This is a genomic window from Streptomyces sp. NBC_01294 (genome assembly GCF_035917235.1).
Classification (GTDB): Bacteria; Actinomycetota; Actinomycetes; order Streptomycetales; family Streptomycetaceae; genus Streptomyces; species Streptomyces caledonius.
Map to the genome: position 1 here is coordinate 15,151 of NZ_CP108424.1, position 14,501 is coordinate 29,651.

The 14,501-nt window shown below is 68.2% G+C and carries 13 protein-coding genes; 6 read left to right on the top strand and 7 right to left on the bottom strand.

The window, feature by feature from the left end:
- Nucleotides 1-293 precede the first annotated feature (293 nt).
- Complete coding sequence (locus OG534_RS37485) at nucleotides 294-1,193, bottom strand: hypothetical protein (RefSeq protein WP_326594086.1); 900 nt, start codon at nucleotides 1,191-1,193, stop codon at nucleotides 294-296.
- A gap of 508 nt (nucleotides 1,194-1,701) precedes the next feature.
- Here OG534_RS37485 and OG534_RS37490 point away from each other — a divergent pair.
- Complete coding sequence (locus tag OG534_RS37490) at nucleotides 1,702-1,947, top strand: hypothetical protein (protein ID WP_326594087.1); 246 nt, start codon at nucleotides 1,702-1,704, stop codon at nucleotides 1,945-1,947.
- Between the two features lie 105 nt (nucleotides 1,948-2,052).
- Here the strand turns inward: OG534_RS37490 and OG534_RS37495 are convergent, their stop codons facing one another.
- The gene (locus OG534_RS37495) at nucleotides 2,053-4,524 is read right to left on the bottom strand and encodes a helicase HerA domain-containing protein (RefSeq protein ID WP_326594088.1); all 2,472 of its coding nucleotides are present in this window, start codon (nucleotides 4,522-4,524) and stop codon (nucleotides 2,053-2,055) included.
- Nucleotides 4,525-4,544: 20 nt separating this feature from the next.
- Nucleotides 4,545-4,904, bottom strand: coding sequence for a hypothetical protein (locus OG534_RS37500; protein WP_326594089.1), 360 nt, complete (start codon nucleotides 4,902-4,904; stop codon nucleotides 4,545-4,547).
- 1,478 nt (nucleotides 4,905-6,382) lie between these two features.
- On the opposite strand from OG534_RS37500, the gene OG534_RS37505 reads away from it, so the two are divergent.
- Complete coding sequence (locus OG534_RS37505; RefSeq protein WP_326594090.1) at nucleotides 6,383-6,697, top strand: hypothetical protein; 315 nt, start codon at nucleotides 6,383-6,385, stop codon at nucleotides 6,695-6,697.
- Nucleotides 6,690-7,601: a DUF2637 domain-containing protein gene (locus tag OG534_RS37510; protein WP_326594091.1), complete on the top strand. Its 912-nt coding sequence runs from the start codon at nucleotides 6,690-6,692 to the stop codon at nucleotides 7,599-7,601. Before OG534_RS37505 ends, OG534_RS37510 begins: the two co-directional genes overlap by 8 nt.
- Nucleotides 7,602-8,265: 664 nt before the next feature.
- Here OG534_RS37510 and OG534_RS37515 read toward each other — a convergent pair.
- A protein-coding gene (locus OG534_RS37515) for an IS5 family transposase (protein WP_442807278.1) occupies nucleotides 8,266-9,065 on the bottom strand; the annotation gives its coding sequence in 2 pieces (ribosomal slippage) (nucleotides 8,266-8,717 and nucleotides 8,717-9,065; 801 coding nt in all).
- A 174-nt stretch (nucleotides 9,066-9,239) separates the two neighbouring features.
- On the opposite strand from OG534_RS37515, the gene OG534_RS37520 reads away from it, so the two are divergent.
- Nucleotides 9,240-9,653: a hypothetical protein gene (locus OG534_RS37520; RefSeq protein ID WP_030902951.1), complete on the top strand. Its 414-nt coding sequence runs from the start codon at nucleotides 9,240-9,242 to the stop codon at nucleotides 9,651-9,653.
- Between the two features lie 33 nt (nucleotides 9,654-9,686).
- On the opposite strand, the gene istB is transcribed toward OG534_RS37520, so the two are convergent.
- From istB to OG534_RS37535, 3 genes are all read right to left on the bottom strand, one after another.
- Complete coding sequence (gene istB, locus OG534_RS37525) at nucleotides 9,687-10,478, bottom strand: IS21-like element helper ATPase IstB (protein WP_326594092.1); 792 nt, start codon at nucleotides 10,476-10,478, stop codon at nucleotides 9,687-9,689.
- On the bottom strand, nucleotides 10,475-12,088 hold the full coding sequence (gene istA, locus OG534_RS37530) for an IS21 family transposase (protein WP_326594344.1): 1,614 nt from the start codon (nucleotides 12,086-12,088) through the stop codon (nucleotides 10,475-10,477). The genes istB and istA overlap by 4 nt, the downstream gene beginning before the upstream one ends.
- A 419-nt stretch (nucleotides 12,089-12,507) precedes the next feature.
- Complete coding sequence (locus OG534_RS37535; protein ID WP_326594093.1) at nucleotides 12,508-12,945, bottom strand: hypothetical protein; 438 nt, start codon at nucleotides 12,943-12,945, stop codon at nucleotides 12,508-12,510.
- 431 nt (nucleotides 12,946-13,376) lie between these two features.
- Between OG534_RS37535 and OG534_RS37540 the strand changes: the two genes are divergently transcribed.
- Nucleotides 13,377-13,760, top strand: coding sequence for a hypothetical protein (locus OG534_RS37540; protein ID WP_326594095.1), 384 nt, complete (start codon nucleotides 13,377-13,379; stop codon nucleotides 13,758-13,760).
- 2 nt (nucleotides 13,761-13,762) lie between these two features.
- Complete coding sequence (locus OG534_RS37545) at nucleotides 13,763-14,257, top strand: SRPBCC family protein (RefSeq protein ID WP_326594345.1); 495 nt, start codon at nucleotides 13,763-13,765, stop codon at nucleotides 14,255-14,257.
- Nucleotides 14,258-14,501: the final 244 nt, after the last annotated feature.

Below are 14,501 nucleotides of genomic sequence, written 5' to 3' on the forward strand. Positions count from 1 at the left end.
CCCGAGGCACTAGCGGGGTACTCCTGGGAGGGGTGAACGCTCTGGTGGGCTGCTCGGGCGGGGCCTGGACCACCTTGTGCTTCGGCGTGAGCGGCCGAGGCTCCTGTCTGCCCGTGCTCGGCTGCCGTAAGTAGTCGGGGATTTCGCCTGCAACGATCCGGGCGGCGCGAGCGCGCGCAGCGGCCTTGAGCGCAGCCTTCCGAGCCCGCTTCGCCACGGGAGATTCCTTCGGCATTCGCCCAGCCTATGGGGGCCCGGTCCCGTACGACATGGTGATGCCGGACATCTACGCCTCAGGAATCGGCAGGTGCGAGGACCACATCGAGGAAGGGCTGCATGTCTTCCACCGGTACCCAAGGTCCGTGGAACACCCGGCCGTTCCCAGTTCGGGCGAAGGCCCGTGCCTGGGCCGCCGCGTCACCGAGCACTCGGATGGCGGCGGCGACTTCCATCGCGTTGAGTACGGCTTGGCCTGCGCCGTAGGCGGAGAGCTGGAACGGCAGCTGAAGACGGTGACCCGGGCCTCGGGCGGGGAGCAGGTGCGTGATGGCCGCGTCACCGTTCGGCTGGATGACCTCGATGCCGGCGGCGGCGATCTGGGGGGCCTGGTCGTTGCGGCTGGCTGCTTCCACGACGAAGTAGTACGGGGCCGTGGGGTCGGTGCTCGGCAGCTTGGCGCCGAGGGCAAGGGGTACGGTGAGCGCTCCGCCCGGGACCCAGCGCGCGGCCAGGAGAGCGACAGTGATGTCGAGGGGATCCTTGGGCGTGGGAGGGAGCAACCCCTTGATGTTGAGGAGATTGATCATTCTGGTGTACGCGGGGATGAACTGGTCCCTGGCCTGGCATGCCTGCCGGTTCAGCGCGTTGCGCTCCGCGCTGGTGCCGGGGTGATCGATCTCCAGGACGTCGGGGCCTTCGTCGGAGATGTCCGTCATCCCGTTCAACTCGAAGCAGAGTGCTCCCAGGGCCGCGACAAGGTCACGGTCGGCATCCTGGAGCTCGGGGTCGACGTAGTCGGGCAGGTCTGTCTCCAGCGGGCGGTGGGCGTCACACACCGGATCGCTCACGGTGAGCGGGACACGGAACATCGTCTCGGCGTCCGTGAGCCAGCGGTACCAGTACCCGTCCTGCGGTAGGAGCCGGAGCAGTCGCGCGGCCTTGTCCGTGTCACCGGCACAGGGAGTGGCTGGCACCGAAGCGGGGGCGGGCTGGGCACGGCCACCTGCGGGTTTTGGCGTCTTGGCCGCGCTCCGCTCGTCGGCCGCTTTCTGCCGCAAGCCCAACCACCAGCTTTCCCCCCTCGGTCGGACGCCGCTCCGGTTCTGGGCCCGGGGTTCGAGCAGCCGGATGAGGAATCGGAACGGCGCATCGGCCTCGGGCACGTACTCGCCGGAGAGCCAGCCGCTGAGCTTGGACTTCCCCAGCTTCGCGATCGGGGTCTGCCTTTTCCCTTGCTCCTCGATCCGTGCCGGGGGCAGGCCCGCCGCAGCTACCAGATTTCTCAGTTCTTCGGCGAGCCGGTCACGAGCCGTCGTGTCCCCCATGGGGTCTCCCTGTTCAGTCTGAACCTTCGCTGAACCGTCATTTCACCAGGTCTGACCTGGCCTGACTCACCGTTCAGTGGAATGTTCGCTCGCTGAACCGCGCCTGTCTCAGGCTCCCTTGCTCCTGTCAGGCAACAGGCACACGAGGGAGAAGACGATGAAGATCTTCACTACCCAGAAGCAGGGCCAGCAGCGGATGGACAGCATCCCGTCTCAGGGGTTCGAGCAGCCGGCGCCAACCGGGCGGGACCTGCGTCCCGGCGCCCCGCGTCGCTCCGGCAGGCGCCGCCGGACGCTGCGGTCCCTGAGCCGCACGGCCGGACACGGCATCGTCCGTGGAGCAGCGACCGCCTTCGGCACCTTCGCGATGGGGTCGGTCATCTGGTGGGTCCAGCAGCGTTGACCGGGTGCAGCAGCTGCTGATCCGGCGGAATACGGGTTCCGCACAACAGCCGGGCCCCGGAGATCCTCGCTGGTCCCCGGGGCCCGTGGCGTGTCCGGCCTCGGGTCAGCTCTCGTCGCCCGTCGGGTCGGTGAGCCAGTTGACGACGTCGGCGTCGGTCATCAGGATCGCCTGCGTCTCGTGGGTGCCGTTGTGCTGGACGACGTGGACACGGCCCGGGTGCGTGCTCTGCTTCGGGGCGGGGCCGGCCATCGGGGCGAGGCGCCGCCAGGTGTCGGCCGTGAACCGCGAAAGGATCACCGTGGCGAACAGCTCGTGGGCCCGCGCTCCGAGGACACCGGCGCTGGGCCGCCCGTCGAAGATGACGTGGACCCGGGCCGCGCGTCCCGAGCAGAGGGCTTCCTCGAGCGCGGTGATGGCCGGGGACGTCTTGGGGTCGTCCTTCTGCCGGAACGTCTCCCAGTAGTGGGCGAGCTGCCGCAGGGTGGTGTTGGCCTCGTCGATCGCGACGATCAGGCGCGGCACGTTGTCGAGGGCGCCGTCGAGGTCGAGGCGGCGCCCCAGCTCGGAGGCGAGGGCGACCAGGGCGTCGTGGATGCCGGCGACGTTGCCGCGGTGGGTCACCGTCGGCAGGGCCTTGGCCCACAGGTGGTAGATCCGCTTGGGGTCGAGGACCAGGGCGTGGGCGCCCTGGTGCAGGAACTGGGCGGTGAGCGAGCGCAGGACCGTGGTGCTGCCGCCGCCGGATCCGGTGCAGACCAGGACGTGCGGGCATTCGGCGTCCAGGTCGACGGCGATGGCCCGTCCGGTGGCGCTGATGCCGATGAGCGCGGTCCCGGCGGGGAGCGCCTCTATCTGCTCGCGCAGGTCGGGGGCGGCGAAGCTCAGCATCTTCGGGAGCGCGGTCTTCTTCATGGGGCGGTGTTCCTCTTCTTTGCTGGTCCTGGTGAACCTGGTGTTCTCCGGGACGAGGGGGATCGTGTCGGCTGAACCGGACAGGGCCGGTTTGCCGGTGTCGGCGGACTGGCGGGTCAGTCGAGGTCGGTGGTGCCGGTGGCGGCGCGGGGCCGGTTGCGGGCCCACGTCTTGAGGTCCCGGACGCGGTAGAGGAGTTCGGCGCCTCGCTTGTCGACCGGGCCGGGGAAGGCGGTCGTTGGCGCGGGCGTGGCGCAGGGCGGCGATGGTGATGTCCGGCAGGTGGTGTTCGTGGGCTTCGCGCAGCCCCACCGCCTGGTCGTCGTTGTCGGCCGGGGCCGGCTTCGCGAGCGGCGCCGTGGTGCTGGCCGTGCTTTCGTCCGGGACTGCGGCAGGGGTGAGGCTCCAGGCGTCGGCGAGTAGGTCACGGCTCGCGGGCGGCTCGGTGGCGGCCGGGAGTTCGAGGGTGCTGGTGGACCAGACTTCGGCGAGGGAGTCGGCGGGCGACTTCTGCAGCTGCACCGGGTCAGGCGGGGTGGCGCCAAGTGCCGCGGCCTCCTTGCCGGTGGTGGCCCACTGGCGGGCTTCGGCCTCGGTGAAGAAGAGGACCTGCGTCTCCCGCGCGGATCCGCCGCTGACGACCTGGGCGCGCCCGGGGTGCTTGGTGGACTTCGGCGCCGGGTGGACCTCGGGGGCGAGCATGCGCCAGGCGTTGACGCTGTAGCGGGCGAGGACGCGGGTGGAGAACTGCTCGCGGACTTCCGGGCCTCCGAGGGCGCGGGCGGTGGCGGACTGGGCGACCAGGAGCACGTGCATGCGCAGCTGGCGGCCCATGTAGAGGATCTCGTTGAGCGCGTCGATGGCCGGGGAGACCTTCGGGTCGCCGGGCTCGCGGGTCTTCTCCCAGTAGCGGGCCAGCTGCTTCATCGTGGCGTTGATCTCTTCGAGGAGGATCAGCAGCCTGGGGCCGATGGCTTTCGGGTCGGCGTCGATGCCGAGTTCGTCGGCGACCCGGGTGCGGCGCCGGCCTTCCATGCCGAGCGCGATGAGCTGGTCGTGGATGTCGGCGACGTCGGCGCAGTAGGTGACGCCGTCGATGCCGCGCGCCCACGGGTGGGAGATCCGCTTGGTGTCCAGGACGAACACGCGCGAGCCGTGGTGGAGCATCTGGCAGGCGATGCAGCGCAGGGTCACCGATTTGCCGCCGCCCGTGGAGGCGTTGACCAGGATGTGCGGGGACTCGGCGTCCAGGTCGACGGAGACGATCCGCCCGCTGGCACCGAACCCGCTGATCGGCGCGGACTCCTTCGCGGCGGCCACCAGCTCCCGCGTCTTGGGGTCCTTGAAGAGGGCCTTCGCCGGGGGCTTGCGGGTCTTCTTCACCAGCACGTACGGCTTGCGGCCCTCGGGGTGCCAGGAGAACGTGACGCCCTCCAGGGCGAGCTTCTGGGTGATGAGGTCGGCGACGACGTCGCGGGAGAAGCCCAGCCGGGTAGGCAGGTCGATGCGTATCTCCGCGTCGTCGTCGGAGAAGTTCTTCGGGATGTGGAGGTAGCGGCGCGGGTCGGTCTGCTCCGCCAGCCCGAGGGGCTGGTGGAGGGCATCGTGGAGCGGGCCGACCCACTCGCGCATCAGCTCCCGGCGCTCGTGGGTCAGCACCATGTACGCCGCGGTGCCGACGGTCAGTACGGAGGCCGCGCCGTCCCGCCGGTCTCCAGCGCGGCGACGACCTGGTCCTGGTTGTCCCACAGGTCCTGGGCGGTCTGCATGGTGGCCTTCGGGTCCCGGCCGAGCAGGTAGGTGCTCTCCACGGCGCCTGCCCCGAGGGCGAGGCGGAAGGTGAGGCGCCGCCACCCGGGTTTGTAGGAGCGGCGCGGGACGCGGCCCTCCACCTTCGGCAGGACCCGGGTGCCAGAGCGCCAGAAGGTGGCGTCCGTACGGCGGATGCCGTCGGTGTCCCGGCCGGCCAGGATCCGGCCGATGCCGAAAACCAGAGACTCGACGTTCTCTTCCAGCTGCTTGTCGAACTTCGTCTGTGCCATGGGCCGTGCCTTTCGGTGTGCGTGCCGGGTACTGCACACCCGGAAGCGGACACCTCCCTTCTACGGCCGCGGGCCTGTGGATGCGGGACGGCGAAAAGCGGACGGGTAATGCGCAGACTGCCAGGGTTTTTGTGCGCCTTCACCGGTGTCCGGATTGCCGGGGTTTTAATGCACGCGGCAATGTACGGAACGGATTGCCGGGGTTTTTCGGCGATATCAGCTGCCCTTTCGACCTGGCGTGCTTGACGAGGAGCGCTGGCGGAACGGCTTACTGAGGTGCGGAATTGGATGGCGCACCAGCCTGCCGCGTCGGGCTCTTCGGGCCACGGCTCGCGAAGCGATGTCACCGCCGACGACAAGGCGCTTGGCCGACCATCTCCGCGGCCTTCCCTTGACCCAGAGCCTGCATCACCCGGGATGCGGGCCTCCCGCGGAGCCCAGGGATATTCCGGAAGCCGCGCCAACGCCATCGTCCCGGGGAGGGGCCGGCGAGACCTCCGAGGTGCAGTCGTTCAGCGCGCGGTGTCGGCTGCCGGCGAGGTGCTCTGCCCTAACGGTCTGGTGTGCGGGGTGGCCAACACGGCTCATGGACGACTCGGAACGGCTCCGCACCCGAACGAGGGGAGACGACGGTGACGAGTTTCTCCCCTGGCCGTGCCGGCGCTGCGGCTGCCGGACGAGACAACCGGACGGCGTCTACATGGAGGGACAGGACGTGCTTGAAGCGTTGGTGGCGCCTCAGTTCGAGGGTGTCCACATGCCAGAGTCGGCCGGTCCCGGATGACGTCAGTGCGGTGCAACTTGTGCCTACTGCGGCAGAAATCAGCACGATCCACAGGAGGATGCCTCCCACAGCTGGTCCTTTCAAAGGCTGAGGTTCAAGGGGATGCGCAGGCCGGGCCCTGGCGACCCTCGGCATAACGCGGAGGCATATGTGGAGTTGTGCCCTGTCCTCCGATTGCAGCCATGCGCAGCAATCTACCGGCGTCGGCATCTCGATCTATTTACCGATGATCAGTCGGTGGCTGTGGTGGCCAAAGGAGGGTTGGGCAGGTGACCCGGCGGACCGCAGGCCGAGGATCGGCGCGCTTCCGTGGGGCGACGGGGCCGTCCACTCGGCGGGAAGCGAAGTCAACGGAGCCGGCGATGGGGGGCTCAACGCTGAGGGGGCAGACAGGGATGACGGCCTGCGGCAAGAGTCGGCGATATGCGTGGACAATCCCGCCGTGCATGAGAGCCGCTGCCGCGGGTGCGCGGCACGCAGCAGGGTGCGGGACGGGGTGAAGGGGCCGTCGCGCTGCTTGCGTCAGCCGCAGCTCATCGTCCTCCGAGTCGCGGCGTGGCGGCGCGAAAAAGGGCGCGGCTACTGCCCTCCTGGTTGGTATGGAAAACCGATAGGCCGGCGTCAATGCTTATTCGTCGACCACCATCACCCGGATGGCACGCACCCAGACCGACACCGAGAGCGTTTATGAAATATGGCAAAAGTAGAGCTCCCCTTCTTCCTCCGCAGGACTGCGCAGGAAGACGGACAGGGAGGCAGCTTTCACTCCGGGGCCACCCGGATCGGGAAGTGGATGTTCACTCCGCCCTCCACCAACTGGGGCGAGACCCGGAACGCCACCCTGAGACACGAAGATCTGGAAATCGATCTTCGGTACTCCTCCCCGATCCTTGAGGACTTCCTCCACACGATGAGCGTGATCCAGGTCGAGTTCGGCAGGCGGATGGAGAACACGGCAGCGTCCGCAACGGCTGTCGGCGAGTGCTCGGGTGGCAGCTCCCGTGTATGAGTCGTACGGGTACCCGGACATCCACGGTGTCCACCCCCAGCAGGAGACCTCCGCGTTCTGGGACCGGCCAGAGAACGTACAGCACCCCTCCACCGGGCAGCCGCTCGGCGGGCCCGGTGAGGCGCATCCGTCGTGGGATCCGGTGGAGGAGCTCGCCATCCTTCTTCAGGAGAGCGCTGCGCCCGGGCAGCCGGAGCCCTTCACCCGAGTCGGCTTCGACGACACCGGGGTCACCGGTGACACGGTCAGCACCCTCGGCCTCGTTGCAGGGCTGAAGCACACCCCTACCGGGCGGCCGCCCACACAAGCCTCCAGCGGGCACCGCCGGAACCCGTCGAGGCCGCCGGCAGTGACCCTGCTGCAAACGGGCAGTGTGTTCACCGCCGTGCTGGTCGGTGCCATCGCCGCTGTGGTGAGCATCGTCAGCGGGCTGGCCATCTGCGACGCCCTGCGCCACAGCGCCGAACCCCACACGGACCGCGAGGTGGCCAGCTGGTGGCCCCTGCTGATCTACGGCCCCTGGATGGTCGCCTCCCTGTCCATCCTCAGATCGGCCTTGCACCAGCGCCGCGCGCTTCATTCCTGGTCCATCGTTTTGCTGTTCTCCACCCTGGCCACGCTTCTGTGCGTAGCCCAGGCACCCAGAACGATCGCCGCCGTGGCGGGGGCTGCTCTTCCTGCCGTCGCGGCGCTGGCCTGCTTCCAGCAGCTGGTCCGCCAGATCACACTCACGCGACCGCCTCGCCAAGCCGCTCCGCGACACCGAAACCCGACGCCCTCTGCGTCCGTTCCGCTCGGGAAGACGGCCGCAGCCAGACGCAGCCCGGGCAGTGTCCCTCCCGGCTACCCCGCGGCAGACAACACAGCTGTCCGCTCTCCGTCCCACGGTCACAGATTCGGGTAAGACGCATAACGGTCGTACGCGTGGGGCAGTGCCACTCGTGCCAGTCAATGTCACGGTCCCAGGCTCGGGCCATGGGATTGGGTTACTCGAGTCCGTACCGTCAGCGGAGTCTGACTGGCCGACAGTCTTGCCGTCGGCGAGATCGGTCCGCCGTCCACGCGCGGGGAGTGGGAATCCTGGGCGAGCGTCCCAGCGGAAACGGCACTGTCGGACGACGACGCAAGAGGGTCGAGCATCCCATGGGCGGCGACCGCGAAGCACAAAGGCGGTAGCAGCCGCTAACTCCCTGGCCAACCCGGTCCTTCCCACACGTCAAAGGGGTGCTCGCCTGCATCTTTGAAACGAAGATCGAAACCGATAGTCACGGGCCGTGAGCAGACTCAGCCCGACGGTCTACCCACCCCTGCCCCATCCGAGCCTGGGGCTACCCACCGCGATGCGCCTCGGACCGCACCCCGGCACCCCAGACGTCCGGTCACTGCGGCACATCCGAGCGGCGTGCCGTGGGGAAGGGTCCTGCCCGGGCAAGGCGGGTCACTGCCGTCGGCATCTGCAGCGTGCGTGCTGGCCAGGGCCGGCGCACCGGGCAAAGACACCCCTCGGCGACCGAGTACACAACGCGCTCCGGCGCCTCATCTGGCTTTGTTCGCGTTAAGACGTCATCTCATTTGGCGAGTCTGCGGTAGCAGATGAGGGTGCAGGCGATGCTGGTGAAGGCGAGGAAGTGTTCGGCTTTGCGTTCGTAGCGTCGGTGGAGGCGGCGGCAGCCGGCGAGCCAGGCCATGGTGCGTTCGATGGTCCAGCGGTGGCGGCCCAGTCGCTGCGAGGACTCGATGCCCCTGCGGGCGATGCGGTGCTTGATGCCGCGTCCGCGTAACCATCGTCGCAGGTGGGCGTAGTCGTAGCCCTTGTCTGCGTGGAGCTTGCCGGGTTTGCGTCGTCGGCGTCCGCGGCGGGATCGGATGGGCGGTATGCCGCGGATGAGCGGCTCGAGGGCCTGGCTGTCGTGGAGGTTCGCGCCCGAGATTCCGACGGACAGGGGCAGACCGGTTCGCTCCGTGATCAAGTGGATCTTCGACCCGAACTTGCCCCTGTCAACAGGATTCGGACCTGTCAGCTCCCCCTTTTAAGGGCCCGCATGTTCACCGAGTCGATCGCGCAGCGGGACCAATCCAGCTCACCGCGAGCGCCGAGCTCGTCGAGGACCAGGCGGTGCAGCTTGGCCCACACCCGCGCCTTGCTCCACTCGGTGAACCGCCGGTGGGCTGTCGCCCCCGACGGCCCGAACGACGCCGTCGGCAACTGCTGCCAGGTGCAACCTGAGGTGGCAACGAAGACGATCGCGGCCAGCACCTCCCGGTCGCCATGCCGACGCCGGCCACCGCCCTGAGGCCGCGACGGCGCCTCCGGCACCACCCGCTGGAACAACACCCACAACTCATCCGGCACAAGCCGCTCAACAATCCCCGCCACGACCGACAGCCTACCCAACCACCCAAATGAGATGACTTCTAAGCAGCAGCGTTTGTCGATGAGTTCCGGCAGCGGTTGGTCATCAGCCGGCTCACGGATGCTCACGAGAAATGACGGCGGTGACGTGCCGCTGAGGCAGACGGACGATGGTGCGATGATCTGTTCGTGGTGACAGATGTCGAGTGGGCTCGGATTCGGAGGGACCTGCGCTTCGGGCAGGTCTTCGAGGGCACCGTGGTGAAGGTTCCCCGACCCGGTGCGATCGGGATCTTCGTGGACATCGGCCTGAGCGTCGGAGGTTTTGTCGACGTTCTGCTGCTGCCGAGCGAGGGCGAAGACTGGCCAGCGGAGGGCACGGTTGCCGATTTCGAGATCTGGTGGGCAGACAGCCGCCAGCAGATCCGGCTGAAGCCGTCCGACTCCCGGTATCTGCGGAGCGACTTCACAGACTTCGTCGAACGCTTCCGTCCCAGTTGGCCTGCCGACGTCGGCCAGCCCGTTCGTGACCCGGGGCCGGTCACTCCCGACGAGTTGCGGGCCCTGCTTCGCTCCGATGGGTCGTCGGCCAGCTCCCCCTGAGACTGGAGAAGTGGCCGACGCTCCCAGCGGAACCTAGCTGGCCGCGGCTTCGGCTCGAGCGCGGGTGCTGGCGAGGCGGTAGGAGTCGGTTCCGGTCTCGATGATGGTGCCGTTGAAGGTGAGGCGGTCGACGATGGCAGCGCAGAGGCGGGGGTCGGTGAACGTCTTGGTCCAGCCGCCGAACGACTCGTTGGAGGCGATGGCGACGCTGTTCTTTTCCTCGCGTTCGGTCAGGACCTGGAAGAGGAGTTCGGCGCCGCGGCGGTCGAGTTCCATGTAGCCGAGTTCATCGATGCACAAAAGATCAACCCGGCCGTAGCGGGCGATCGTCTTGGAGAGTTGCTTCTCGTCGGCGGCCTCGACGAGCTCGTTGACCAGCTTCGTCGCAAGCACGTACTTGACCCGGTAGCCGGCCATCGCCGCCTCGGTTCCCAGCGCGATCAGCATGTGCGACTTGCCGGTTCCGGAGTCGCCGATCAGACAGAGGGGCTGGCTCTTCTTGATCCATTCGCAGCTGGCGAGGGTGTGGATGGTGGCGGCGTCGATGTTCGGGTTCGCGTCGAAGTCGAAAGTCCGCAGGGACTTGTCCCGGGGGAAGCCGGCTGCCTTGATCCGCCGTTCCGAACGGCGCCGGGACCGGTCGTCGCACTCGGCCATCAGCAGTTCGGCGAGGAACCCGCGGTAGGTCATCTGGTCCTTCAGCGCCCGGTCGGCGATGTCGGCAAACTCGTTTCTGATCGAGGGGAGCCGCAGCAGGCGGCAGGCGGTGTCGATGGCCGTGGTGGCGGCCTGCTCGGTCAGTCCTCGCTGGCGGGGCAGGGTCACTGTGCTTCTCCCTCGCGTTGTTCGCCGGCGCTGGCGCGACGGCGTCGGAGCAGTTGGTCGTAGTGGGTCACCGAGGGCAGAGGCCTGGTGTCCGGGGGAAGATGCGCGAGCCGCCACTCGTGCAGAAACGTCACGGTGGCCGCGCCCGGGGTTCCGGCCGGCTCGTCCTCGGCCTGGGCGATTTTGCGGGCTTCCAGCGCGACCGCGTCCGCGGTCAGGGCTCCGGCCCGCAGGGCCATCGCGAGTCCGGCGACCAGGTGCTCGTGCGGGAGGTGGCGGGCCAGCAGCAGCACCTCGATCAGCGCTCTCGTCCCGGCTGTGTCTCCGTGGGCCTTGACCGCCGCGGCCCACCAGGCGTCATGGACCGGGGTGAACTTGCCCGCCGAGCGGGCCTGTTCGAGCGCGGTGGCGCCGGGGAAGGCACCTGGCTTGCGGATCAGGGCCTCCAGGTAGTGGTCCAGATCCAGGCGGCAGCCGCCCTTCGCGATCAGCCGCTCGTGCCGGGCCACTTCCACGTTCCGGTCGTAGACCACCAGGTGAGAGGCGTGCAGCACGACCCGGACCCGTTTGCCGATCAGCCGGACCGGCACCGAGTAGCGGTTCGTGCGAACCGCGATCTGGCTGTAGCGGTCGACCCTCGGAGTGAAGAGCCGTCCCGTCTCGAAGGACTCTTCCGGCAGCGGCATCAGCAGCGGCCCCTCGACCTGGAAGTACTCGTCGATGGTCCGCGGCCGCGAACCGATCCGGCGCCGTCCGTCGTGAAGATCCCACTGATCGACGAGTTCGTTCAGCTCGGCCAGCGAGTCGACCTCGGGCACCGGGGTGAAGTGGTTGCGGCGGAAGTAGCCGATCTGTCCCTCCACTCCGCCCTTCTCGTGGGCGCCTTCGATGCCGGGTCGGCAGTAGAAGCTCTCGATCCCGAAGTGCGACCTGAAGGCGATCCACCGGTCGGCCTCCACCCTGGCCCGGCTCAGCCCCAGCACTTGGGCGACGGCGGCCTTCAGGTTGTCGTAACGGACCTTGCTTCGCGGGACCCCGCCCAGGGTCCGAAGAGCGTGAACGTGCCCTTCGAAGAAGGCTTCCTGGCCGCAGGACGCGAAGACGCGGTGGACGGCCTTGCCTGAGTAGGACAGGCGGAAGGAGAACAAGTAGCAGGTCACAAGCTCGCCGGCGAGCCGGATCGTGACGTCGCCGAAGTCGACCTCGGCCTCCATACCGGGCTGGTGGGTCTGCGGGATGAACGCTTCGACCGGGGCCTTCCCCGACTCGACGAGGATCTGTGGCTTCCGGTCCGAGACGTAGCGCCGGACCATTTGGTAGGAGACGTCCGCGGCGTGTTCCTCGACCAGGCGGTGGAAGATCCGCGTGATCGTGTGCCGCTGTTTGCGCGGCGCGTCCAGGTCCGCCTGAAGCATCCCGTCGATCACCGGCTTGTAGGGGTCCAACGCGGTCGGCCTCGGCGGCAGCTGCTTCCGCGGCTCCGGCCAGACCGAGTCCACGGCCTTGCGGACCGTCCGCCAGGACACGTTGTACTTGCGCTCGATCTCCCGGATCTTCATGCCGCCGCGGTGGTCCCGACGGATCGCCGCGTACAGCTCGACCTTCGACATCTGCGGCATGACCAGGCCCTTTCACCAGGAGCACCTCGATGCTGCCCTGGCAAGAACCCCGGTGACCCGTGAACAACCGGCTTCACAACCCGTGAATAAAGCCACTCATCCCCCGCGCTTACCACGAGAGGTCAGCAACATGGTGTACGAGTTATCCCACGCTGAACGAATGCATACAAGCGGCGCCAGGAGGCCGCCTACCAGGCCGGCGAAGAGGCTGTCACCAACCTCCAGGCGGCGCTCGCGCTCGCAGACCTGACCCTTCCCTCCCTGAGCAACGGCGGGCCGGTGGCCGGCCACGGCTTCGTCCGGCTCGGGGGATGCAACGCGGCCTTCGCCAACCGGCTCGCCGAAATCATCGCCGCAGGTGGCGCGGCTCTGCAGTATCAACGGTGAATCGGCAGGGCACTGGGGCCTTCTCAGCCGGGGCTGAGGCCGCTCGCGCGGGCGATGCCATCCAGTTCGGCGGTGATGGACATTTGCTCGTTGTGCCGGCAGGCCACCGCGTCACGGGCAGCCATCGACGCGGCAGTGTCGTGCTCGGCGCCGCCCTCCAGCACCGCCCACCCCGATTTGCCATCGGGCCCCGGGACCTCCACGAGCCGGTGATCCATACGTCCCGTGATCATGACCGCCAACACGGTCAGGTACTCCCGCCGCAGATCACTGGACAGCAAGCCGTCGCCCGGCACCGTCAGAGGAGCGGACCGCCCCTCTGACAGCAGCCCGCACGTCGCCTGCACAGCTCTCACCAGGGCCCGGAACTGCTGCGGAGACATCTGAGCCCGCAGGGTTTCCAGGTACACGCCAAGGACGTCGAACTCATCACCATCGCCTTGGCCGTCGTTCACGTTCATGTCTCAACCCTCCCCAGGCCTCTGCCGCCTACACCCGGCGCACGCCGCACACCCCAGAGGCGAGCGCTCCCTCTGTGCCATGCCATCTGCCCTCAAGCCAAGATCCAGGGGCTCGGCAGGGCAGCGACCGCACCGTGCCGACGGGCTTCCCCCGGGCCTGGGAGAGACGGGATTTCCGTTCAGCCAGGTACCTGAACACGTTTGAAAGAGCTCTATGACACAGCGCTCGTTCGAAACGGGCCGCCCCACCAGCGGAGCGGCCCGCTCTGAGGTTTTCCCCAGCTGACGGCTCCGGTAGGCACGGCGCGTGCCCCGGCCTCGGACCACCCCGCCGAACCAAGCCACCAAAGGTCATCCGGCCGGCGTCTCCAGCGCACCAGGATCCGTAGCGTTCGGGGCAGCGGTGTCGGGCGGGCGCAAGAATCGTTTTGATGATCGTGACCGCTGATCAGCGAAAGTTTTTGCCTCATGTACTGGGGCAGGCCCGGCTCATGCCCGGTTCCCTCATTCCCACGCAGAGTCGGCCGTACGCTGCCGGATCGGGTCGGCATGCCCGCCGCGGCGGCCCCGAAAACATCGCAGACCAATCCGCGCCCCTGTATGCGCGGCTCGCAGCGGAGTGGACTGCCCGCGGCGCCGCGGTGCCCGGTATGCCCGATCCCATCTGGCAGCGCCTGATCTCCGTGGAGCACTTCGAGCGGGAAACCGAATCCACCCTGCGCCGGCTCCACCTCGCTGCGGACCCGACCCCACCCTTGTGCCTGCCGGACCCGGATGCCGGCGAATCACGTGAACCACCCACCCGGCACCAGTGAGCCTGCAACCACCCGCGGGCGTTCTAGCGCACAGCCCGGCCCACGGGTCCGTTGAGGTCGAAGAGTCCGTGGAAGTCGATGTCCCTGTGCGCACCGCCTACAACCAGTGGACGCAGTTCGAGTCGTTCCCGCACTTCATGGACGGTGTGGAGCGCATCGACCAGCGCACCGACACCATGACGCACTGGGTGGCGAAGATCGGCGGAGTGACCAAGGAGTTCGAGGCGGAGATTACCGAGCAGATCCCCGACGAGCGGGTCGCGTGGACGACGCTGGGCGGCGAGGTCAAGCAGGCCGGCGTGGTCACCTTCCACCGCCTGGACGACAGCAAGACCAAGGTGAAGCTGCAGCTGGACTACGACCCGGAGGGCTTCGCGGAGAACGTCGGCGACAAGCTCGGCCTCGTTAAGCGGCAGGTCACCGGCGACCTGAAGCAGTTCAAGGAGTACATCGAGGACCGCGGCCGCAAAACCGGCTCCTGGCGCGGCGAGGTCTGACCCCCTGCCGGCCTCGTTGGGGTGAACACCGGCCTTTCGCACCCTCCGGGCCTGGAACGGGTGTGAAGGCGGGGTGTGAACCCCCGAGGCAGGGAGACCGACGGGGCCGAGGCGTAATGCCGCACCCCGGCCCCGTCGGCCATGTCACCAGAACCCGCCGGCCTACGCGGCGTCCGGGAGGAGGCGGGTCATCAGGAGCCAGCCGTCATCCTGTTCGGTGATCTCATGGCCGGCAGAGCTTCAC

Coding starts and splice junctions, on each gene's coding strand:
- istA (WP_326594344.1), bottom strand. CDS start 12,088: ATGTCGAAGGTCGAGCTGTACGCGGCGATCCGTCGGGACCACCGCGGC.
- OG534_RS37490 (WP_326594087.1), top strand. CDS start 1,702: ATGAAGATCTTCACTACCCAGAAGCAGGGCCAGCAGCGGATGGACAGC.
- OG534_RS37505 (WP_326594090.1), top strand. CDS start 6,383: ATGGCAAAAGTAGAGCTCCCCTTCTTCCTCCGCAGGACTGCGCAGGAA.
- OG534_RS37495 (WP_326594088.1), bottom strand. CDS start 4,524: ATGGTGCTGACCCACGAGCGCCGGGAGCTGATGCGCGAGTGGGTCGGC.
- OG534_RS37540 (WP_326594095.1), top strand. CDS start 13,377: ATGATCGTGACCGCTGATCAGCGAAAGTTTTTGCCTCATGTACTGGGG.
- OG534_RS37500 (WP_326594089.1), bottom strand. CDS start 4,904: ATGGCACAGACGAAGTTCGACAAGCAGCTGGAAGAGAACGTCGAGTCT.
- OG534_RS37535 (WP_326594093.1), bottom strand. CDS start 12,945: ATGAACGTGAACGACGGCCAAGGCGATGGTGATGAGTTCGACGTCCTT.